The sequence below is a fragment of the Waltera sp. genome (assembly GCF_046969025.1).
Classification (GTDB): domain Bacteria; phylum Bacillota; class Clostridia; order Lachnospirales; family Lachnospiraceae; genus Acetatifactor; species Acetatifactor acetigignens.
The window spans coordinates 1-20,872 of sequence record NZ_JBKVQF010000011.1 but is presented as its reverse complement, the minus strand read 5'-3'; the positions used below and the strand labels follow the sequence as shown (position 1 = coordinate 20,872).

Here is a 20,872-nt window from a genome sequence, read left to right as displayed (position 1 = left end):
AATCTTCTAATAGTTATCCGTCAGGTCATTCTCTAATAAAATATACTTATGTCCCTGCCCTTTAATGGCATAGGCGTAAGATACAGCTTCCTCCAGCTTGTCGAATACCAGGCATTTCTCTTCCGGAAATCCCTTCTCCAACACGCCCTCCCTGATGGGCTCGGTATGTCGTCTGCCCACTAACAGGATGTAATCGCAGCAATCCGCTGCGTAGTTACCGAATTTATGATTGTATTCCGCTTCCTTATCACCCAGCTCCACCATGCCCGGCGTGATCAGGATCCGGATACCGTCAAACATAGCCAGCGTCTCGACCGCAGCCTTAGAACCTACAGGGTTGGAATTGTAAGCATCATCGATGATCGTCACCAGACCGTGCTCCCGCATCTGCATACGATGGGGTACCGGCTCGATCCGGCGTACCGGGATCCGCAGTTCCTGCAGCGTCATACCCATTTTATGAGCGACCGCGATAGCCCCCACCACATTGATGACATTGTGGGCACCGATGAGACGCATTTGGAATCTCTCGCTCTCGCCGTCCGGGGTCACTACCGTGAACTCCGTACCTAACTGGGATACCTTCACATCTTTGGCACAGTATCCTGTCCCTTCCGTCTCGGAATAATAGAATATCTTCTCCGGAGTCTGATCATACGCGGGAGAAGCCGCCTGCTGCTGAATATAATCGTTGTCACCGTTCAAGAACAACATGCCGCCTTCCGGCAGGGCATCCGCCAACTCGAACTTCGTCTTCTGGATATTCTCCATATTAAAAAAGGTCTCTAAATGCTGCGGTCCGATAGATGTGATCACACCGTGCTCAGGATGCACCATATCACAGATCTCCTTGATGTCGCCCACATGACGGGCTCCCATCTCGCAGACAAAAATCTCTGTGGTAGGCTTCAGGGAACCGCGGATGGTCCGCACCACACCCATAGGCGTATTGAAACTCTCCGGCGTCACCAGTACGTTATATTTTTCCTGTAAAAGTGTCTGCAAATAGAACTTCACACTGGTCTTGCCGTAGCTGCCGGTCACACCGATGACGGTAAGTCCCGGGACGCTTTTCAGCTTTCTCACAGCGTCATTGATATAATGCTGATTGATCCCCGCCTCCATGGGATGATTGATGACATTAGCCACAATATCCAGAAACAGATTCACAGATACCAGAATCAGGCACAGCCCCGGGATCCGCTTCATTCCGCCCAATCCACACACCAGAGCGAATACCGCAGCCGTAAGGATCAGCTCCGTAGTGAGCAATCTCTTGACCCGGGCAGTATACACCAGCTTTTTCTTCGTATTCATCCGCTTCATGGCACGATATACCACGATGATCACGAACAGTACCAGATACTCGAAGATTTCAAGGGCAAGGTACGGAAACACACAGGTTACAATGCCCAATGCCAGACCAAAATAGAGAATCCATTGCAGCCGGAACTTCTTCTTCAGCCAGTGAAGGTGTTCTTTATTCTTATAGCCGTTCTGCTGGAACATATGAATGTTATACCGCATGGTATAAAAATATGCCGGAACAGCAAGCGCGACCGCTATCAGCACACGTATGATCATTTCAGATATGCCTCCATAATTCCCCGGAACTGTGCCGGTTTCTCAAGGAAAGAAAAATGACCGGTTCCCGGGATCACTGCCAGACCGCAGTTGGGTATCTTCTCTTCCATAATATGTGCATCCCGGATAGGAGTTGCCGTATCCTGATCTCCCCAGATCAGCAGCACTTCCTGACGGATCTTCGGAAGCAGCTCCGTCAGATCCTCATTCACCGCCTTCACCATACACTGACGCATCATGGGTGTCGCATTGCGGTAGTCTGCCGATCCCTGTCGGCTCCTCCAGTCATCGATCACCTCCGGGAACATGGCATAGATCAGCTTCATGTTCAGGAATTTCTTCAAAATCTTGTACTTGCGGATCTTCCATTTCTGTGCAGTAGTCCGCACCGGCAGGACACCGGCGCTGTCGATCAGGATAATATTCGTGATCTCAAAAGGGATGCTCTCTCTGGCTGCCAGCTTGATGATCACGCGTCCGCCGTAGGAATGCCCGATGAGGGTGGCCTGCTTTACCTGCATTACTTCCATAAATCTGCAGAAAAAATCCGCAAATCCGTCCACATCCCAGGGTTCCTTCGGTTCATCGCTGCCGCCGAAGCCCGGGAAATCAAACTGGATCACACGGTACCTGCTGCCGTCTATCACACCGGCTACGGAATCATACACTCCCAGATCCGTACCCCAGCCCTGTAAGATCACGACTGTCTTATCGCCGGTACCGGTTGTTTTATAACATATATTATATCCGTCTACTACTATATTCATTGAAAACCTCAATTCAGTGTCATTGCTGTTACAATCTTTTATTATAATCGGAATCTGCTACAATGGCAACCGAAAACAAATCCGTTTATTTCCTCAGGTTTCGTCCTCCGTGTCCAGTCCCTGCATCAGAATACGATTCCATTCCGCATTATTACTTTCCAGTTCTTTCTTCTGCATAATACGATTGCGGTCACTTAAGATCGCCAGCATTTCGTCCGCGATCTCCTCCGGCGGCAGATCAGAATAATGACACAGATAACCGATCATACGGCTCGCCGTAAAATCCGTATTCAGATTCTTCGTCACCAGATCACAGAAGGACTCCGGATACCCGCGGGATAGGAGCATTTTATATAATTGCATACTTTGGGGAGATCTTGGTTTCATATTTATTCTACGCCTTCTTAATATGGAAGATCACGCCGCTCTTGGGGTAGATCCACTCGTCCTTGATCGCAATGTCATAGAGTCCGGCTCTCTGGATGCAGGCTCCGACATTGGCAGTGCTTTCCTTATTGAGATAGGAATACATAGTGACATCCATTCCATTCTTGTATTTCAGCTTGATATGGGGCTCCTTGGTCGGATCCACCAGAGTCACCTCGAAAATAGAGTTCCATACCCGGGGCATCTTGAAATAGATGCTGACCAGATGCTCCCCGCTTGCCTCGTTGCGGTCAAAATCCAACTTGAATTTCAGGATAAATCCGTTGCTCTTTCGCTCTACTTCGAACTGCGCTTCGTCGTCATTATCTCCGCTGTTGTCAATTCGCAAGATCGGCATGAACAGATCATTGATCACATCCCGTATCTTATCCGCGGGAATACTGTTGATGAAGTCCACAGCTTCCGGTTCCACCACCAGATCCTCATTGAAAATGCTCTTGGTGAAATCCGCATCCTGCCCGGTCTCCAACAATCCACCGTCTAGACTCTTTTTATCATAGGCGAAACCGAGTCTGATCACATCGCCCGCGTAGTTCTCGTCTGTTCCTCCCAGACACTTTACGCTGAACTTCAATTCCTCATCGATCAGGTAATACTTTCCGTCTGTGGCTCCGGGGAAACCGGCTTTCACATATTCCTCTGTCAGATTCGGCTCCAGATTGATCGTGTAATCGAACATTTTCCGGATCCTGGCGCCTCTTGCCCTGTCAAAATATTTCTCCATATTGGTAGAAAGCATATCCACCGCATCTTCATCCTTTATCATGGAGGTAATGGTGGATTTCAGGAAAGTCTTTTTATCTTCATCGCTGAAAGAATCCAGGATCTCCGGCTCTCCCATCAGCGTCTTGGTGATCTGCTGGGAGGTCTCTCTGGCGTAGGCATCCTGGGTCAGCTTGTTGTTCAGTATATCGAATAACAGAAATGCCGCCAGCACACCGATGAGATTCCCCACGATATTGTCAATCAGGTCATCCAAGGTGTAACCGTTCTTCAGTGCCAGATAGGTATATCCCACAAATACCAGCAATAGTGCGATCAGCACCAGTACCATGGTAGCGGACAAGGTGTCCATCACACTTTTTTTCTTCTTTTGTTTCTGATTATCCATGAATTTCCTCCCTCGTAAATACACCCTCATAGATGGCCGGCTGTTTCCTGTAATATGCCCAGAACCGGTCACCGTAATCATAATGCCACCATTCCGACGGCAGATTGGTAAATCCCGCATCTATCATAGCATAATAAAGCAGACGGCGATTTTCACGGACCTGCTCGTCCTCTGCCCCCTGTACATGCTCCGGTGCCTCAAAATACGCTGCACAGGTCTTATCCGTAAAAGCATCGAATCCACATCCCATAGGAAGCTCTCTGCCCTCCGGATCCAGAAGCGTCAGATCAATGGCTCCTCCGGTGGTATGGGCGGGAGGCACCTTTGTATCCGGTACCGGGTCCGAGACAAATTTGCAGATCGCAGCTCTCCTTTTTGCCTCCGGCAACTCTTCTAAATGAAAATCCCGGATGATGTCCACAGAATACTTTTCAAACAATTCATGCTGCAGCGCAAAGGGGCGCCAGGCATCCCAGATGCGGAACCGGTAACCATCCGGCAGATTCCCCGCCGCCTTCACCAGCCTCTCATACATCTCCTTACGGACGAAGCACTTCTCTTCCGCATGGTCCATATGCAGGATCGGATACAGCATTTTCACATCCCACAGATCACAACTTTTCAATTCTATAAACGCGGAATCCACAAACGCACTGTCTATATAGCGCTCCGGATCCCCGATCACCGGTATCGGCCTCATGGGATCAGCCTCCTTATTATTTATATTTATCATAATACCCCTTTTCCAATAAATATGGCAAGTGTCTGGTGCATTTCATATAATCAGATGCCCGGTGTTGGCCTCGCTCCGGTCAAAATCAGTATTTGCAGCCCTGTTTCGCTGACAAATTATATTTTTCTTTTATTTTTTGATTTTAATAAGTGCCGTTGGTGATTTTGGCTTACCATCCCTATATATCTCCCCTGATTTCATAAGCGGATTTATAACTTCATTTAAGAATTGACTTCTACTCCGATAGTTAAGAGACATCTGTAGTTCCTTTATAGGCTTTGGTCCTTCCATCTTAAGAATAGCCATAACTTTTTCCGCATCTGTAAGGTTTTCTAAATCCAGTTCTATAGCCTCATCTCTAAATAATCTGTCATATAATCTCAAATTCAAAAATCCGGGATATATAGATACTACCGGCTGTAATTCATCTGGACTGGACTTGTAAGATTCCATCATGGTTTGAAAACCAGTTCCACCTCTCTCCATCAGATTTGCCACATCCAGACAAGCTGCTATGATGGCATTTCTTCTGATAGACGGTATAGAACCGGCTGGATATGCATTGTAATCTTTTGGCAGTAACCATGACCCCGGTGAAACTATTTCAATTCTGTCTGAATAGATATCAACATCAATCTGTGTTCCCGAAATAGAATAATCCCTATGGGCAATGGCATTTACCAATGCCTCTCTTACAGCTTCCTTAGGATACGATCTGATTTCATCCCGTCCACCCTTTTCTGTTTTTACCCAGCCTGTTTTGGTGTTTCGTTCAATAAAGTTTAATGCATTCTCAAATACGTTTGCAATAGAACCTCTTAATCTGCTGCTATCTAAAACAATACCTGTCTTGTTTTTCCCTTTCCATAAACGGCAGCATATCATTGTGTCGTCTTCATTATAGTTGTCTGAAAACATTATAAATCCTGATTTTGCATACCCATCTTTTGAAACTATTTCTTCGTTCTGCAATTCTTTCATTGTTGGAGCAGATTTATCTTGTCTGTATTCCTTACAAAGATTAAGGTATTCTGACCACTGATTATCAGTATATGCCACCTCGCTTGTCTCATTATCTACACCATATTTTCTCTTTGAAAGTGAAATAATTTCTTCCGGTGTTGCAGGAGTCGCATTTCCATCTCCCTTTATAAAAACTGTTTCATTGTAATCTCCTTCTCTATATCTTATTACAGAATCTGCAGGAGCAACTTTAACAGCTAATACAAAATGTTCCGCATTAGAATCCACACTTCTCATCATATATGAAATCTTAATGTGTGGAAAAATATGTCTATCATTAATCCTTGAAATTAATAGTTTTGTTTTATCAACTTCTTCAAGATCAATTCCAAAGGCCTCCCCATCGTTTGATACACCTATAAATAAGGTTCCTCCTTTATCATTTGCATATCCAATAAGAGTTTTTGCCCATTTAATAGGATTATCCGGATTCAATACTGCTTTATATTCATAACTTGTATCTTCTGTAATAACATCTGGATATAGCTCTTTGATTTTCATGAATCTCCTCCATATAATAATGTTCTTGGCATAACTATATCAAACATTACTAAACATTACAACAACATTACAATTACATCATAGGTGAAAATTTACTTGCATTTCTGCCTATGATACAGTAGAATAAGGATTTTAAATAATATATGACATTATATAAACATTATTACAACATTACTTAAACATTATTCACTATAATGACAGGTACAAGTCCCATTCGTAGGCATCAAAGTCGGGGGCTTTTGACCCCGACATCATTAAATACAAAAACGGCATGCGAGTGCCTATTTCTCATAGAAATTTTAACATTTGCCATTTCCCGCAAGGCTTGTTAAAATAAGGATATGAAAAAGAAAAATTTATGTAAAACGTTATTAAAAACCATGTGTATCGTGCTGGGGATCCTCATCCTCGCACTGTTGGCTTACATCGTCTACCTCTATGCCAGTTATTACAGGATCGAGGACAATCAGGAACTGGTGGTGGAGGCACCGGTCGACGATACCACCACAGGTGCGGCTGCGGTGCTGGCTACGGATACGGAATATTCCGCAGTGACCTACAACATCGGTTTCGGTGCTTATCTGCCGGATTACAGCTTCTTCATGGACGGCGGTACCTCCTCCTGGGCGGAGAGCCCTGAGACCGTACAGTATGCCATAAACGGTGCGGGAGAGCTGGTGAAGTCATTAGACCCGGATTTTGCCCTGATCCAGGAGATCGATCTGGATGCCACCAGAAGCTATCATACGAATGAATATGAAATGCTGCGCAGCAGCCTGTCGGAGTACACTACCGTATTTGCACAGAATTACGACTCGGCCTTCCTGTTCTATCCGTTTACCCAGCCCCACGGAAGCAGCAGATCCGGACTCGGCCTGTTTTCCAGATACCCGGTAAGTTCCGCTCTGCGCCGAAGCTTCCCCATCTCCACTTCCTTCAGCAAGTTCTTTGATCTGGACCGCTGCTACAGCGTCTCCCGGATCCCGGTGGACAATGGCAAGGAGCTGGTGATCTTCAATCTGCATATGTCCGCTTACGGCAACAGCGATGCCATCCGCCAGGGACAGATTGAAATGCTGTGCAATGATATGGCAAAAGAATACGAAGCCGGCAATTATGTGCTCTGCGGCGGCGACTTTAACCACGACCTGAAGGCTTCCGAAGAGGATACGGAGAGCTGTGAGTCCTGGGCATTTCCTTTTCCGAGAACGGAGCTGCCGGAGCATTTTGCTTTCTGCCTGGATCTGTTAAGTACAGAGGAGCAGGCAGCGCTCTGGAACAGTGCCAGGAACGCAGATATGGAATATGTCCCCGGTGTAACTTATACCGTAACTTTGGACGGATTCATTATCTCCGACAATATCGAGTGCCTGTCCTACGAGAATGTAAACACCGGCTATTCCTACTCCGACCATGATCCCGTGAAGGTGGAGTTCATGTTAAAATAGTGTCAAGATTTACAAAGTCTGTTGACAGTGCTTGTCCTTTTTTGTAGAATGAGGGCACAGTTAAGAGGGAGTAGTTCCCGGATGGTTTCTGATAGAATGGTAACCTAGAATGGTAACCGAATGATACATGAAGCTGTCCGGAATGATAATCGTCATCACGTCCGTCGGACCGGTTATTATTGTAAGCAACGAGACTTTTATCGATCATTTTTGATGCGGTAAAAGTCTCTATTTTTATACTTTTTTCTAAGAATACAGACGCTTGCTGCAGGAAAGGACAGCTTATGGAATACATATTGTTACTCGTAGGATTTATACTTCTGATCAAAGGTGCAGACTTTTTCGTGGAGGGAAGCTCCTCCCTGGCGGGGATCCTGAAGGTCCCCAGCGTCATCATCGGACTGACCATCGTGGCCATGGGCACCAGCGCGCCGGAGGCTTCCGTCAGCATCAATGCTGCCCTGGCTGGCAGTAATGATATCGCCATCAGTAATGTCGTCGGCTCGAATATCTTCAACGGGCTGGTGGTGGTAGGTATCTGCGCATTCCTGCACAGCTTTATGCCCCACGGAGAGATCCTGAAGCGGGATATGCCGTTAAATATCCTGGTAACCGTCGTATTATGTCTGATGTTTTTAGATGGCAGCTTAAGCCGCATTGAAGGCGCTGTCCTGTTGCTGGGCATGATCGTATATCTCGGATTTATGATCTATTCTGCCCGGAAAAACAGAGAAGAGTGCGAACCCGGCAAGATCCTCTCCCTGCCCCGCAGCCTTTTGTATATTGCCGGAGGTCTGGCTGCCGTTATCTTCGGTGGGGATCTGGTGGTAGATAAAGCCTGCATCATAGCTACGAATTTTGGTGTCAGCCAGAATTTCATCGGACTGACCATTATCGCCATCGGCACCTCCCTGCCGGAGCTGGTGACCTCCATCGTTGCCACGAAAAAGGGAGACAGCGGGCTGGCGCTGGGCAATGCCATCGGCTCCAACCTGTTCAACATCCTGTTTATCCTCGGAATGTCCGCGGTGATCAGCCCTCTGCATGTCCTCGGAGAGTCCGTCATCGACACCGTACTGCTCCTTGGCAGTGCCATTCTGCTCTTCGTATTCGCCCGTACCGGCAGACGCATGACCCGCAGTGAGGGGGCTGCGTGCGTGCTTCTGTATGTTGCATATACGGCTTACCTCTTCGTGAGATAACAGTGCGGCTATAGACGCACAAAAAAGCGCACCTAAGGGGAGGTGCGCTTTTTTGTGCTAATATCCTCTTCCGCCTTGGGAAGAATTTGCACTTTATACATTATTTTCCGTTATACCTGCTTTCCAACTCTGCGAAAAAAACTTTGTAATCTCTACCTTTTCCGCTCAACATATCTTGATAGCTATCCATTACTTTTTGGCGAACTACATTATTATCTACTTTGCTATCCGAATCGACAATATGTCTGTTCCCTTGAGCCATTACTTCCATAGCCTACATCCTCCTTACCTTAAAATCAAATCCGGTCTAATATGTTCAACGGTATTCTCACACATTCCGATTTTATTATATCCGACTCTTCACGTTTAATCAACATATAATCACTGAATTCAGATCTCATGTAATACAAAAGAGCACTCCCGCATGGGAATGCTCTTCATTATTTGTGGCAGATATCTCTCCACTGGCAGTCTCCGCAGATGACCTTGCCATATCCCGGCTGCAGAATCTTCTCTTCCACGATCCGCTCAAATTCCGCAAAAGTCATTTCCTGCCCTGCCTTTAATCCGGTGTATTTCAATACACCCGCATCATACCGGTCTACCTTCTCCGCAGACTCGCAGTTGCCACCCTTATTATGGGGGCAGGCGCTGCAGATCTCATCCGTCGCTCCGACCAGCTGCAGGGATGCCGGTCCGTTTTTCCCCAGAAGCCATTCCTTCACCTCCGCCATATGCTTAGTGAACCCTTCACTGTATCCCTTCCCTTCGAAAAAATACAGGCACATGCCGTGATGCGGACGGATCCGGTAAGTTGTTGTTACTTCCATATCCGGTGTATCCTTTATTCCTGTCCGTTCAGCTTCAGAGCCTTAGACAGTCTCTTGCTCAGTGTCAGTGCCAGTGCGATCTTCACCAGATCCGGAATGATGAAAGGAATTACACACCAACCCAGTACGGTAGCCAGACCGACAGCTCCGGAATTCTGCGCATATACAACCATGAACCACACCGTTCCGATAGCATAGCACACGATCAGACCCAGTACCATGGAGATACCCAGCACCCATGTCTTACGTCCGAACAGCTTCTCGATCAGCCACATCAGCAGTGCGGAGAATAAAAATCCGATAATGTAACCGCCGGTGTTGCCCAGTAACTGACCGATACCACCAGAGAACCCGGCGAATACAGGAATGCCTACCGCACCCAGTAAAATATAGATCAATACCGCAAGGCTTCCTCTCTTACCGCCCAGTACGCCGACTGCCAGGAATACTGCGAAGGTCTGTAACGTAAAAGGAACCGTCATCGGGATGGAGATCCAGGAGCAGATCGCGATCAGAACCGCAAATACTGCAATGTATACCATGTCATAAGTCTTGCTACGAGTTGTTGTCTGTGTTGTCATAATAAAAAACCATGCCTTTCTGTCAGATGTCTTTTGTAAAAACCTCTGTTAGAATAGCATGGTGTTTTTCAATTGTCAACCTTTTTATAATATGGTTAACAATCGAGTAGATTCTCTGGTCAGGACTGCTTCATCGCCTTCTTATTCCGGTACATATCCTCATCTGCACGCTCACGCACCTTCTCCGGATCCGTATCATCCGCCGTGAATACAGCATACCCATAGGCAATTCCCACAGGAACGGGAATGATGTTCTTATGATTCAAGATCTCTACATCCTGATCGATCTTATGCATCACACGTTCTATCTTAAAATATCTTCCCTTCGGAATGATACAGCAGAATTCATCTCCGCCAATGCGATAACATTTCCCATAGCGTTCAAAATTGTCCTCTATGATATGTGCCGCGTTGATAATATACTCATCCCCTGCCCTGTGACCATATTGATCGTTACACTGCTTAAGATTATTCAGGTCAAAGGTCACTATGACATACCCTTCAAAATCCTTCTCATTTTTCACAAAATAATCATAAGCATTTCGATTGTACATGCCGGTCATGGAATCATTCAGGGCAAACTGTTCCAACTCCTCCACCCTGCGACCTTTTTTCAGCCGGGCAACCGTCTGTCTGGCGGATTCTATTCCCAGCACCACAATAAAGATCAAGAAAGAGATTCTGCCAAAGACACCTACATCATTGCTGGTTTTATAATAACCACTCACATCTACAATGGTAGCAAAAAATACAAGCAGCAGTGCCCCTACACATGCCTTCAGCCTCTGATCCAGCTGCCTTCTGGCAATTTTGCTACAGATGACCACCAGCAGGTATAGAATCATCAGAATGATCAACGCATGCGTCATCCACAGGCTTCTCCGGAACTCATATATCTCTGTTGCATTCAGTATATGCGTCAGGACGATCAATGCCAGATTAGCATTACAGATAATTCTACAAAACCGGTCATCCCTGATCTCCAGAAAGCTCTTCACAAACAGGATAAAGGACATCGGCAACAGCATGAGCGTAGCAAATGCCAGATAAGAGCATCCCTGCCTGTTGGCCAGGAGCAGCGTTGCCACATCCGTCTCATTGGCCGACCATGTTCCCAGCAGGATCGAAAAAATACCCAGATACAATAAGGTTCCGTCGATCCGGCTTCCGCAGCGGATAACGATCCAATAAATACTAATATACAATCCTACCAGTATCACCATCATGCTGATGAGAAAGGCAGGCATTGCCCGGCGCATCACCCAACGATAGATATTATAGCCGCCACCGATATAAAACGTCTTCTGCTGGCCTGCCGTTTCCGGATAACAAGGGGTGAACTGTACCTGCAAGCTGCTCACATTACTTGAAAACCTGACAATATTCCAGGTCCAGCCCGGAGTATTTCCCCATATGCCGGGTACAGCATCCAGTTGATAGATCAGCTTCCCATCTGCATACACCACAATCTCCTGATGTGTCGAATAAAACACGATCGATTTCGTCTCATCATCGTTTTGATCCAATATAAAATCGTACAGCTCCCTGCCGTCATCCAAGACGCTGACTGCGTCCGGCGTACACTCCTGTAATGACTTTACCTCCGGCACACTGTCTGAGGTGCAGATCATGCACAGAAGCACCATAGCAAATACGACTGATACAATTATAATAAGCTTTCCCTGTTCCTTCTCCATTACTTCCCTCAATATCCAACGTGTTGTTTGGTACTATAGTACTAGTTTCCTTATCATTTGTCAACGCAATGTCGTATCTATCTCACGTTTGAAAATATTATAATTCTGCTCATCCCTGGGGGAACAATAAATGGCCAGTTCTATGGTTTTAAAACATTTTCTGTAACGAGCGATCACATTGGAAAACGCAGCTGCCACAGCCTCCGGATCATTCTCAAAAGCTCCGCATCCGAACGCCCCCAGAATGACCACTTCATTGCCTCCCGCCACGGCCACATCCAGAATTCTGGTCAGACGCTTCTCATGCAATGCCTGCTGCTGTGCTCTCGTCATCTTCACGGTCTTATTACCGTCTCCGGGATTCATCCCATTGGCCGGGAGCAGACGCAGATTCGGTGCTGCACAGGTGATCACATTAACGGAGTACCAGTCTTTTTCCGGAAGTGGTGACGGTGACGCAGTATCGGATTTGAATACAATGACTTCCGGCGTATAGATGCAGTCATCATTGTGGATCGGATCCTGCGCATATCTGTGTGGAGAATAAAAGCCTGCCCACATTTCCTTCGTATTCAGACAAAAATACAGGGTGGAGCAGCGGCACAGGCATTCCTCCTGGGCAGAGCTTCCCTTGGTCACACCACCTCCGGGATTCGTCGCTGATGCAAAATTGTGAACACATACCCTTTCTCCCGGATACCCGGCAGCTGCCTCATAGCTTCGCTTCTTCGACACTATGATTTCCGCATCCTTCTCATATCTGTCACGATTCTGTGCAAGCTCCGGCATCAGGTCCGTGACTTCCATCATCTCCGGGATCAGCACCTGTTCTGCCACAGAGCGCTTCACTGCCTCTTGCAGCCCCGGATCTTCCTTTACCCGTTTTTCTGTATCCTGAAAAATTCTAACATTCTCATCCCTTGCCATGATCCGTTTCTCCTCCCATCTGTCCCGGCACTGGCACTGCAGCTGCACTTTCCTTCTGCTCCAGCGGCAGTATCGCATAGTATACCAGCGTGTGCTTGTCATCCGGCTGACAGTCCCGGTGATAATGGCCGAAATACCAATGCCTGTAATGCAGCTTCTGTTCCAAAGTCTCCAGGTAGTCCGTCAGCAGATCCGGGGCACAGGAGCGTCCCGTCCCGGCATTGATCCGGTCCTGCAGCGTGCTGGCACAACAGTGTGTGATCACATAATCTACCTCGTAATGATATCGTTCCAGATTGCGCAGGCCCTCCTGCAGTTCTCCCTCTGTCGGCAGCTCCTGGGGCCACCAGCTTTCCTGAAGGATCCGATAGGGAAGATAATTCCGGTCTGCCCTGCGCTTCTGTTCTGCGAAATCCACCGTCTGACGATCCATAATTCCTCCCTGAATGTCATGGGAAGATGCCCCTCCGAAGGTGAAAAAGGTCTTGCCGTCAATCTCGAAGACCTGTCCCCGTTCCAGCAATATCACCCTGTCCCGGATAATGTGCCGCGCTTTCCCGCCATGCCATTCTTCCAGCGGATATTCCCCGATCATATCATAGTTTTCATGGTTTCCTTGTACCCACAGAATGGTGTAAGGTTTCTCCGCAAAATTTTTACAATGATACTCAAAAGTTTTATCCTTCGCCCAGCACAGTCCAAAATCTCCGCAGATAATGATGTAATCTTCTTTTGTCAGTTCCATGCCGGTTCTCCGTAACCTTTTAGTGGAAAACCTTGCGAAATCCCCATGCGTATCTCCCGGTATGTAAATCATACCATTCTCCCCCGGTATCTGATCAGAATCCTCTCCATGTTGCCCCTCCCCCTGTAGTAGGATAACATTAGCATACTGCAGGGAAAGAAATAATGTTTCAGGCAAAGTTTATAAGAGCTATTCTATCCTATCAGATAAATAGTCCCGCAATCGTTCCTGCACACATTCCTGAATCTCTGCTACCGTTTTTCTTGCCTTTGTCATTCCAAGTCCTATCTTTTTTGCTACCGAAAGAAGATCCTCCATTCCAGGATCTACACCATTTCCATTTACTGTTGTTGCATGCTCTCCACCAATAGAATTGGAATACGTGAGATCATATGCTGGAGAAAGTATCCATCGCTTCTCCCTATCCCTGTATATATAGGAAAAATTCTTGGAATGATCATCTCTGTTATGTGCGAAAACATTGAAACACATAAGACGGTAAAGTTTCTCGCACTCCTCCATGGATTTCGTAAGCTGAAGAGTTAGTTTCATAAGAATATCATAGTCCAGATTGGGAATTCTGTGAGACGTCTCAAGAATTGCCGCTGCCGAAATCATATGAACTTTTCCGTTCTCTCCCTCAGCGACCCGATCAAACCGCTTTGTTCCAAAATATCCTTGTGTTTTTTCCGAAGGAAACAGACGAACTTCTTCCATCTCTATTCCACACTCTTTTGCGCAGAGTGCATAGTCGTACTCCTGCCTACCAACATCCTTGCTATCCTCTGACGAAGGAAATTTTATAATCCAGTCTTCGTTATCTATACGTGATAGTATTTTGGGTCTCGCGCCACCGGAGGATCCTCCTTTTGCAAATAGATAATCCAACTTTTCACTGGTATCTGTCTGAAGAATGCGCTCACATTCTTTTGCGATTTCATCCAATGTTAATTCGTTATAAACGGATTCTAAGGGAATCATGGGGCGGTAAGTCAAGGCTCCCATACCTGTATTTCCTACAATTGCAAGTCTCTCCAGACTCCCTACTGTATGAGGATTCAACCCGTTTTTTCTCATCAGTCGATCTACCAGAAGACGTCCCCAGCCATCCGGAAGACTGTCCGCAAATACACCAAACAGTCCTTCAAACGGATCTATTTTCGGCACAAAAACCCTCTTTTCCAAAGGAAGAGAAAATGGGCTGATCGAGAATCCCTCCTGTAGCCATTCATCACCATACGCAAACGCCGCAAGCCGGTTTTGATATAATGCCATTGTTCCGACCTTCCGGTCATGATAATATACATCCAGCTTATTCAGTCTGTCCATGAAGTATCTCCTCTATGGAATCAAATGGTACCTCCTCAAATAAAGCTTCCAGCTCTCCCTCCACTCCAAGAGCTATTGCAAGTTTTGTAAAAGACTGCAGTGAAATCTCTCCGGTCTGCTCAAAACGCTTCAACGATCCGAGACTTACACCTGATCTGACCGCGAATTCCTTTTGGGAAATTTTCTTTCTCTTTCGAAGCTGTACTATTCGCTTTGCAAGTTCCATATTTATTTCTGCCCATGTTTTTTGATATAAATTAACCATGCTAATATTTTATCCATTTTCAATCAAAATAGCAAGAAATAGATAAAATATTATCCCTTTTATATAACGATTCCGTTGCAGTGATCTACTTCATGCTGGATGATCTGGGCTGTCCAGCCGGTGTATTTGCCGTGTTGTTTCCGGAAATTGCTATCCAGATAATCCACTTCAATCTCTTCGTATCTCGTGCAGGGTCTCACGCCTTCCAGCGACAGGCATCCTTCCTCTGTCTGGTACGGACGCAGTTTCTTCGTGATCACCGGATTGACCATGGCAAACTGAAAGAGTCCTGCTGCCACTACAATAATATTTTTCCGGACTCCTATCATATTTGCCGCCATTCCGACACAATGATCCAGATTCGCTCTCAGAGTATCCAGCAGATCTGTCACTACCTGTTTGTCCGTCTCCGTCGCATTCTCGGATTTCTGTGCAAGAAACATCGGGTCTCTCATAATTGTTCTAATCATCCTCCCATTCCTTCACGTTTCCTCAGTTCCAGCCCTTCCATACCTCCGGGCAGTAACCAATCGTAGACTGTTTTCCGTTTCTGACAATCGGTGTGCGGATCACCGATGGATTCTCCAACACCTTTGCCAGCTTGTCCTCTTCCGCAATGTACTTAATAAGCGCCAAGGTGTCCTGATCCTTCCCCTCCCAGTTGACCATGTTCTCCAGGCCGCCGTTCGCCTGCGCAACGGAAGTAAACTCTCCCTTGCTCATGCCTTTTTCCTTCATGTCGATGAATTGATATTTGATGCCACGCTCCTTGAAAAAACGCTCGGCCTTCTTTGTATCGTTGCACTTTTTTGTGCCAAAAATCTGGATGTTCATTTGAATCTCCTGCTATCTTATTCCATACTTCTTCTGCATTGCATTCATTACTTCCGGATCATCTAATGTTGCAATCTTGTCTGCATCCCCTCCGGCATGGTGATCTTTTCCTTTTTGTTCCAGTATTGAGCTGCCTGTTCAAATTGTTCGTGGGTCATAATGCCATCTCCATACTCCTGAAATTCACACTTTTATTCCAGAAAAACTTAATAAAACCCTGTTCTGTATATCCCTTTAAACTTTTGTGTCAAATCTTCGCCTTCCGTCTCGAAAGCATGCCTTACGGCCTTATTATATACCAGTTTTCCCGTTTCGACATCATATTTTCGGATTCTGCTGTTATATACAAAAATCAGCCGGTTGTCCCTCAACAATATTTTTTGCAGACGTTTGGTAATCACTCCCTGATGTGGGATTGGCTCCAGTTCCCCTGTATATTGCCATTCTCCGTTGACGAACCGGAATAAAAATACCCCTGCATCCAGTCCTCTTGCCACCAAAAGCAACACCGTGCCACTGTAGTCGAAAACAGCTCCGCTCATGTATGTCGAAAATATTCTTGCACAGCTGCAACTGTTTGCTGTTCTATCAATAATATTGACCTTCCTGCCCTCGCGGACAACCTGCCACTTTCCATCCTCAGAGGAAGCCAGTACCTTCCGATGCTTAACATTTGCCTTGGGCTTTTCCCCCTTATTATCCGCCAATAATGTTACAGGAATCGTATCCGTCCGAAAAATTGCGACTTGATCTTTATTTATCCCAAAGGTATTGATAAAAGTCTGTACCCGCTCCAGATCTCCGGTTCCATAACAGCCAAAGAACCATTGCATCCGGTTCCTGTCTTTATTACACTTTATGATCTCTGCAAAATAATCCCAGTCCACCGGATACAGCGAATGCCCTATGGTGACTATCTGCCGGATATCCGCTAATCCATCAAAAAAGGCATGATTACTCTGAATGATCTCCTTACATTTTTTCGTCAATGTATCATCAGCCTCCACAACCATCTGCAAAGCGATCTGCTGCACATCGTATAATAGCTGGGCATGCTCATCCAGATTATCGATTGCAGAGTAATCATCTTCAAATTCATAAGCCGCATCATTGGCTCCCGGAATATGCCCCAGAATCAACCTTTGCCGTCCCCTTCCAGTCTTCTTCCGACAGCCATGGATATAGCAAATATTCCCGGCATCCACACCATACAAGTCTTCAACAAACTCCGTATAATTAAAATTTAATGCTTTCCCGTCTTTGATTACATTGCATAATGGTCTGTCATTCGTATTGGTATGCAGACTGCCGATCCATTTACGGAACCGGTCCATTAATTCCGTCGACATGGAAAGGATCGGCTCCACCGCCATTTCTGCGGACATATAGATCTCGGCCGCACCTGCATCCTCATCGTATGCCCCATTTATATCCAGGAAATTATCGATGATATACGGCTGGCACATAGCCTCTATGTTGATCTTCCCCAATGCCCCTTCAAAATCCGCCCACAGGTCATCGGTTTTCAGATATTTTTCCAGATAAAACCGGACCGTACTTCTCTTTCCCAGAGTCCTGCTGAAATCGTAATAGCTGGATCTGACGCCATGCAGCATATCAAATCCGTTGCCAATCACATAAAGAGAACCCTCCTTAACAGATTCCCCCATCTCTTCCAGAGATAACAGATTCCATTCTTTCAGATTCTCTTCAAAACTTTTACTACGTTGAAATTCTTCGTTGGTCATAAATAATTTTTCTTATCCTCAAGGCATACAGCTTTTGATCTTTTCGATCAGTGTCACATCCGCCGGAAGCCACTGCACGGAATCCAGTTCCTCCTTCGTCAGCCTGTTTCTTGTATAATAAAAATACCAATTATTGCAGAGGGCAGTCCTCAAAGTTGCAGAGGGAATTTCCCTATTATTGCAGAGTTCTGTTTGGTATTTTCCTAAGTTCACAGTTCCTGTGAATTTAGGAAAATATCAAACATCCATTGCAGACATACCTGTCTTTATGTATCCTTGAAATGTCGTTGCGGACAACATTCAAGGAGAAAAGGAGTATGCTTGCAATGGACAAGATCCATTCTATCAGACAGCTCTATTACGAGCAAGGGAAAACTATCCCTGAAATCATTACTGAAACCGGTCATGACCGTAAGACCATTACGAAATATCTTGACATGACCGATTTTAATGCTCCGGAACCAGTGACACCGGATCCGGAAGGTATCTGCCCCAAACTGGAACCCTATAAGTCCCTGATCGATACATGGCTCATGGAAGACAAAAAGGTTCCGCGGAAGCAGCGCCACACTGCCAGACGCGTCTATCGCCGACTGGGTAAGGAAGCCGATGGCTTTGACTGCTCTTACCGGCTTGTGGCACAGTATGTGGCATTCCGTAAATCCCAGATGCACCTTGACAATAAGAAAGGTTATCTGCCGCTAGTCCATCACCCCGGTGAAGGGCAGGCCGACTTTGGAACTGCAAGGTTCTACGAAAACAGCTTCTGCCGGGAAGGAAAATATCTGGTGCTTTCCTTTCCACACAGCAACGGTGGGTATTGCCAGCTGATGTATGGTGAAAATACCGAGTGTTTTATGGAAAGTATGATTGCCATATTTGAACACATCGGTGGTGTCCCAACTGAACTTTGGTTTGACAACACCTCCACCATCGTAACAAAGATCCTGAAAGACGGTGGACGGCAGTTGACCGACAGGTTCTTACGTTTCAGCGAACACTACGGATTCCGTTACCGCTTTATGAACCCAGAGTCCGGCTGGGAAAAAGGCAGCGTGGAAAACAAGGTCGGTTATGTCCGGCGCAATTTTCTGGTGCCTCCGCCCCGCTTCACAAGCCTAGCTGACTTCAACAAAGAACTGCTTGAGGAAGCTGACCGGGACATGGAACGGGAACACTATCATTATGACCAGACGATCCGGGAACGGTATGAGGAAGACCGCAGGGCATTCCTTCCACTGCCGGACATTGCCTTTGACTCTGCCAGATATATGGCAGTGCTTACCGATAAATGGGGACGCTTCACACTGGAATCGGGCAGACATGAATACTCTGTCTCTCCGGAATACACCTGTGTGAATGTATGGCTGAAGATCACTGCCACACAGGTAAAGGTCATGGATATGCAACATCATCCGGTCGTTACGCACCAGCGGCTCTATGGGGAACAGAAGCAGTCCAGCATGAACTGGCTGCCCTATCTGAGATCCATTTCCAAAAAGCCAAGATCATTGTTTCACAGCGGTATCTTTGATATGATGCCGGAAAACATGAAGCAGTATATGCGGACCTGCAGCAGCGCAGACAGAGGTTCTATCCTGAAAGTCCTGGCTGAGCTGACCGACCGTACCGGCTTTGACAGTGCCCTGCAGACCATAAACCAGGCACTTCTATATCAGGTCACGGATCCTGACAGCCTGAAAAACCTGTACAGACGGCTGTATTCCGATGTTCCGGAAATGCCGCCGTTCCCACAGCAGAGTGGGATCCCAAATGTGGCACAGATGCCCGCCGACCTGTCGGCTTACGACAGGCTCCTTAAGAAGGGAGGTGCCGTAAATGGATGAGTACAGGGATGCCATTGCTTCCTGCTGCAGGCAGCTGCGTCTGTCAGCAAATCTCGTTGATAACGCAATGAGCCAGTCCGGAGAAAGCCATCAGGAGTATCTTTACAATCTCCTGAGTGAAGAGATCCGGTACCGTAAAGCAACAAGGGTGGCAAAGCTGGTAAATACGGCAGGATTTCCCATACAGCATAATTTTGCGGCCTTTCGCCCGGATGAAGTACAGTTCCCATCCGGTGTTACCGTGGATTCCCTGAAAGCACTGGATTTCTACAGATCCGGCAATAACCTTGTGATGTATGGCGGAACCGGAACAGGGAAGACCATGCTGTCCATCTGCATCGGCATGCAGGCATGTCAGAAGGGGATCGCGGTAAAGTTCTTCCGTACAGCGGCACTGATCAATCAGCTGTCCGAGGCACAGGAAAACGGAAACCTGTCATCCCTGCATAAAAAACTGTCCCGGGCAGATATCCTGATCCTGGATGAATTCGGATATGTTCCCTATAACCGGACAGGTTCCCAGCTGCTGTTTGACTACCTTTCCGAGATCCATGAGAAGAAAGTCATCATCCTGAATACAAATCTGGAATTCTCCAGATGGGTCAATGTATTGTATGATGAGCAGATGACGGCTGCCCTTGTCGGAAGACTGATGCACCACTGCCACCTGATCCTGTTTCCGGGAGAAAACAACCGTCTCCGGGAATCCAGTATCAATGACCTGTTTTCCGCTCAGAGGGGAGGTGGACAGAATGGCTGAGCATGAGGTTATCAAAGAGCAGCTGCATACGGAATGTATCAGTGACTGCGATACGGTATGCAGCTTTCTGAAACTCACGGATGAGATGGTCAAAACGATACTGGAGCTGGATGAGGAGCTCATCCGCTGGCGGCAGGCACTGATAAAATATCTGCCACCCGAATGGGCGGACGGCCTGCAGCAGGACATCTTCAATAACACATCCCGTGACTTTGAAGGAGACCCTGCATACGATCTATATGTCAGACTGGTCTGTGGCGGTCAGGATCCACAACAGGTGGCTTCCAGAACCGACCGGCTGCACCGGCTTGCAAGGGGCACCGATGAGACCAGCATTACATATCTGTAACTATTAATCAAAGTATGTCTGCAACGACATGCCTCTGGAGCCTTTAACAGGCTTCGGGAAGCTTATGCAACTTTGAGGAATTTCCCGCTGCAACTTTTGGGAAGTGCCTCTGCATTTTTAGGTAATTTGTACTTGCAAAAAACA

The 20,872-nt window shown here is 46.7% G+C and carries 22 protein-coding genes; 5 read left to right on the top strand and 17 right to left on the bottom strand.

The features are described from left to right. Positions 1 to 6 precede the first annotated feature (6 nt). From ACLTOH_RS07775 to ACLTOH_RS07750, 6 genes are all read right to left on the bottom strand, one after another. Positions 7 to 1,584, bottom strand: coding sequence for a UDP-N-acetylmuramoyl-tripeptide--D-alanyl-D-alanine ligase (locus ACLTOH_RS07775; RefSeq protein ID WP_412223833.1), 1,578 nt, complete (start codon positions 1,582 to 1,584; stop codon positions 7 to 9). Beyond that, positions 1,581 to 2,351 carry an alpha/beta fold hydrolase gene (locus tag ACLTOH_RS07770; protein WP_118730530.1) on the bottom strand — a complete coding sequence of 257 codons (771 nt, stop codon included), beginning with the start codon at positions 2,349 to 2,351 and terminating at the stop codon, positions 1,581 to 1,583. The genes ACLTOH_RS07775 and ACLTOH_RS07770 overlap by 4 nt, the downstream gene beginning before the upstream one ends. 93 nt (positions 2,352 to 2,444) lie before the next feature. Then, entirely contained in the window at positions 2,445 to 2,738 is a 294-nt protein-coding gene (locus ACLTOH_RS07765; protein ID WP_022312961.1) for a hypothetical protein, read from the bottom strand. A gap of 7 nt (positions 2,739 to 2,745) precedes the next feature. Next, positions 2,746 to 3,909: a hypothetical protein gene (locus tag ACLTOH_RS07760; protein ID WP_249326513.1), complete on the bottom strand. Its 1,164-nt coding sequence runs from the start codon at positions 3,907 to 3,909 to the stop codon at positions 2,746 to 2,748. Then, a complete protein-coding gene (locus tag ACLTOH_RS07755) occupies positions 3,902 to 4,609 on the bottom strand; it encodes a M15 family metallopeptidase (protein WP_022312959.1) in 708 nt (235 codons plus the stop codon). The genes ACLTOH_RS07760 and ACLTOH_RS07755 overlap by 8 nt, the downstream gene beginning before the upstream one ends. A 162-nt stretch (positions 4,610 to 4,771) precedes the next feature. Continuing rightward, complete coding sequence (locus ACLTOH_RS07750) at positions 4,772 to 6,166, bottom strand: ATP-binding protein (protein ID WP_118730527.1); 1,395 nt, start codon at positions 6,164 to 6,166, stop codon at positions 4,772 to 4,774. Positions 6,167 to 6,507: 341 nt separating this feature from the next. On the opposite strand from ACLTOH_RS07750, the gene ACLTOH_RS07745 reads away from it, so the two are divergent. Beyond that, positions 6,508 to 7,614, top strand: a complete 1,107-nt coding sequence (locus ACLTOH_RS07745) for an endonuclease/exonuclease/phosphatase family protein (RefSeq protein WP_412223829.1) — start codon at positions 6,508 to 6,510, stop codon at positions 7,612 to 7,614. Positions 7,615 to 7,898: 284 nt separating this feature from the next. Beyond that, a complete protein-coding gene (locus tag ACLTOH_RS07740) occupies positions 7,899 to 8,816 on the top strand; it encodes a calcium/sodium antiporter (protein ID WP_118502145.1) in 918 nt (305 codons plus the stop codon). Between the two features lie 100 nt (positions 8,817 to 8,916). Here ACLTOH_RS07740 and ACLTOH_RS07735 read toward each other — a convergent pair whose 3' ends face one another. From ACLTOH_RS07735 to ACLTOH_RS07685, 11 genes are all read right to left on the bottom strand, one after another. Further along, positions 8,917 to 9,087, bottom strand: a complete 171-nt coding sequence (locus tag ACLTOH_RS07735) for a hypothetical protein (protein WP_178773571.1) — start codon at positions 9,085 to 9,087, stop codon at positions 8,917 to 8,919. Positions 9,088 to 9,256: 169 nt separating this feature from the next. Next, on the bottom strand, positions 9,257 to 9,646 hold the full coding sequence (locus ACLTOH_RS07730) for a DUF1284 domain-containing protein (protein WP_412223826.1): 390 nt from the start codon (positions 9,644 to 9,646) through the stop codon (positions 9,257 to 9,259). 14 nt (positions 9,647 to 9,660) lie between these two features. Next, positions 9,661 to 10,227 (bottom strand): biotin transporter BioY, encoded by a 567-nt coding sequence (locus ACLTOH_RS07725; protein ID WP_022152695.1) that lies wholly within the window; start codon positions 10,225 to 10,227, stop codon positions 9,661 to 9,663. Between the two features lie 119 nt (positions 10,228 to 10,346). Further along, positions 10,347 to 11,924, bottom strand: a complete 1,578-nt coding sequence (locus tag ACLTOH_RS07720; RefSeq protein WP_412223824.1) for a GGDEF domain-containing protein — start codon at positions 11,922 to 11,924, stop codon at positions 10,347 to 10,349. A 60-nt stretch (positions 11,925 to 11,984) separates the two neighbouring features. Next, complete coding sequence (locus ACLTOH_RS07715; RefSeq protein ID WP_337413858.1) at positions 11,985 to 12,851, bottom strand: TIGR02452 family protein; 867 nt, start codon at positions 12,849 to 12,851, stop codon at positions 11,985 to 11,987. Then, positions 12,838 to 13,668 carry a metallophosphoesterase gene (locus ACLTOH_RS07710; RefSeq protein ID WP_412223822.1) on the bottom strand — a complete coding sequence of 277 codons (831 nt, stop codon included), beginning with the start codon at positions 13,666 to 13,668 and terminating at the stop codon, positions 12,838 to 12,840. The genes ACLTOH_RS07715 and ACLTOH_RS07710 overlap by 14 nt, the downstream gene beginning before the upstream one ends. A gap of 117 nt (positions 13,669 to 13,785) precedes the next feature. Beyond that, a complete protein-coding gene (locus tag ACLTOH_RS07705; RefSeq protein WP_412223821.1) occupies positions 13,786 to 14,925 on the bottom strand; it encodes a type II toxin-antitoxin system HipA family toxin in 1,140 nt (379 codons plus the stop codon). Further along, complete coding sequence (locus ACLTOH_RS07700) at positions 14,909 to 15,151, bottom strand: helix-turn-helix domain-containing protein (RefSeq protein WP_243026346.1); 243 nt, start codon at positions 15,149 to 15,151, stop codon at positions 14,909 to 14,911. Before ACLTOH_RS07700 ends, ACLTOH_RS07705 begins: the two co-directional genes overlap by 17 nt. Before the next feature lie 98 nt (positions 15,152 to 15,249). After that, a complete protein-coding gene (locus tag ACLTOH_RS07695) occupies positions 15,250 to 15,660 on the bottom strand; it encodes a peptide deformylase (RefSeq protein ID WP_412223819.1) in 411 nt (136 codons plus the stop codon). A gap of 22 nt (positions 15,661 to 15,682) precedes the next feature. After that, positions 15,683 to 16,024 (bottom strand): arsenate reductase family protein, encoded by a 342-nt coding sequence (locus ACLTOH_RS07690; RefSeq protein ID WP_118537462.1) that lies wholly within the window; start codon positions 16,022 to 16,024, stop codon positions 15,683 to 15,685. A 206-nt stretch (positions 16,025 to 16,230) separates the two neighbouring features. Continuing rightward, positions 16,231 to 17,772: a bacteriophage abortive infection AbiH family protein gene (locus ACLTOH_RS07685; protein WP_412223817.1), complete on the bottom strand. Its 1,542-nt coding sequence runs from the start codon at positions 17,770 to 17,772 to the stop codon at positions 16,231 to 16,233. A 326-nt stretch (positions 17,773 to 18,098) separates the two neighbouring features. On the opposite strand from ACLTOH_RS07685, the gene istA reads away from it, so the two are divergent. The 3 genes from istA to ACLTOH_RS07670 are packed head-to-tail and all read left to right on the top strand — an operon-like array spanning position 18,099 to position 20,728. After that, positions 18,099 to 19,619, top strand: a complete 1,521-nt coding sequence (gene istA, locus ACLTOH_RS07680; protein ID WP_412223901.1) for an IS21 family transposase — start codon at positions 18,099 to 18,101, stop codon at positions 19,617 to 19,619. Beyond that, positions 19,612 to 20,379 (top strand): IS21-like element helper ATPase IstB, encoded by a 768-nt coding sequence (istB, locus tag ACLTOH_RS07675; protein ID WP_412223815.1) that lies wholly within the window; start codon positions 19,612 to 19,614, stop codon positions 20,377 to 20,379. The genes istA and istB overlap by 8 nt, the downstream gene beginning before the upstream one ends. Beyond that, positions 20,372 to 20,728, top strand: a complete 357-nt coding sequence (locus ACLTOH_RS07670; protein ID WP_412223813.1) for a hypothetical protein — start codon at positions 20,372 to 20,374, stop codon at positions 20,726 to 20,728. Before istB ends, ACLTOH_RS07670 begins: the two co-directional genes overlap by 8 nt. Positions 20,729 to 20,872: the final 144 nt, after the last annotated feature.

Bases quoted from the DNA above. Each gene is read 5' to 3' on its own strand.
- ACLTOH_RS07775 (WP_412223833.1), bottom strand. From the start codon at position 1,584: ATGATCATACGTGTGCTGATAGCGGTCGCGCTTGCTGTTCCGGCATAT.
- ACLTOH_RS07770 (WP_118730530.1), bottom strand. From the start codon at position 2,351: ATGAATATAGTAGTAGACGGATATAATATATGTTATAAAACAACCGGT.
- ACLTOH_RS07765 (WP_022312961.1), bottom strand. From the start codon at position 2,738: ATGAAACCAAGATCTCCCCAAAGTATGCAATTATATAAAATGCTCCTA.
- ACLTOH_RS07760 (WP_249326513.1), bottom strand. From the start codon at position 3,909: ATGGATAATCAGAAACAAAAGAAGAAAAAAAGTGTGATGGACACCTTG.
- ACLTOH_RS07755 (WP_022312959.1), bottom strand. From the start codon at position 4,609: ATGAGGCCGATACCGGTGATCGGGGATCCGGAGCGCTATATAGACAGT.
- ACLTOH_RS07750 (WP_118730527.1), bottom strand. From the start codon at position 6,166: ATGAAAATCAAAGAGCTATATCCAGATGTTATTACAGAAGATACAAGT.
- ACLTOH_RS07745 (WP_412223829.1), top strand. From the start codon at position 6,508: ATGAAAAAGAAAAATTTATGTAAAACGTTATTAAAAACCATGTGTATC.
- ACLTOH_RS07740 (WP_118502145.1), top strand. From the start codon at position 7,899: ATGGAATACATATTGTTACTCGTAGGATTTATACTTCTGATCAAAGGT.
- ACLTOH_RS07735 (WP_178773571.1), bottom strand. From the start codon at position 9,087: ATGGAAGTAATGGCTCAAGGGAACAGACATATTGTCGATTCGGATAGC.
- ACLTOH_RS07730 (WP_412223826.1), bottom strand. From the start codon at position 9,646: ATGGAAGTAACAACAACTTACCGGATCCGTCCGCATCACGGCATGTGC.
- ACLTOH_RS07725 (WP_022152695.1), bottom strand. From the start codon at position 10,227: ATGACAACACAGACAACAACTCGTAGCAAGACTTATGACATGGTATAC.
- ACLTOH_RS07720 (WP_412223824.1), bottom strand. From the start codon at position 11,924: ATGGAGAAGGAACAGGGAAAGCTTATTATAATTGTATCAGTCGTATTT.
- ACLTOH_RS07715 (WP_337413858.1), bottom strand. From the start codon at position 12,851: ATGGCAAGGGATGAGAATGTTAGAATTTTTCAGGATACAGAAAAACGG.
- ACLTOH_RS07710 (WP_412223822.1), bottom strand. From the start codon at position 13,668: ATGATTTACATACCGGGAGATACGCATGGGGATTTCGCAAGGTTTTCC.
- ACLTOH_RS07705 (WP_412223821.1), bottom strand. From the start codon at position 14,925: ATGGACAGACTGAATAAGCTGGATGTATATTATCATGACCGGAAGGTC.
- ACLTOH_RS07700 (WP_243026346.1), bottom strand. From the start codon at position 15,151: ATGGAACTTGCAAAGCGAATAGTACAGCTTCGAAAGAGAAAGAAAATT.
- ACLTOH_RS07695 (WP_412223819.1), bottom strand. From the start codon at position 15,660: ATGATTAGAACAATTATGAGAGACCCGATGTTTCTTGCACAGAAATCC.
- ACLTOH_RS07690 (WP_118537462.1), bottom strand. From the start codon at position 16,024: ATGAACATCCAGATTTTTGGCACAAAAAAGTGCAACGATACAAAGAAG.
- ACLTOH_RS07685 (WP_412223817.1), bottom strand. From the start codon at position 17,772: ATGACCAACGAAGAATTTCAACGTAGTAAAAGTTTTGAAGAGAATCTG.
- istA (WP_412223901.1), top strand. From the start codon at position 18,099: ATGGACAAGATCCATTCTATCAGACAGCTCTATTACGAGCAAGGGAAA.
- istB (WP_412223815.1), top strand. From the start codon at position 19,612: ATGGATGAGTACAGGGATGCCATTGCTTCCTGCTGCAGGCAGCTGCGT.
- ACLTOH_RS07670 (WP_412223813.1), top strand. From the start codon at position 20,372: ATGGCTGAGCATGAGGTTATCAAAGAGCAGCTGCATACGGAATGTATC.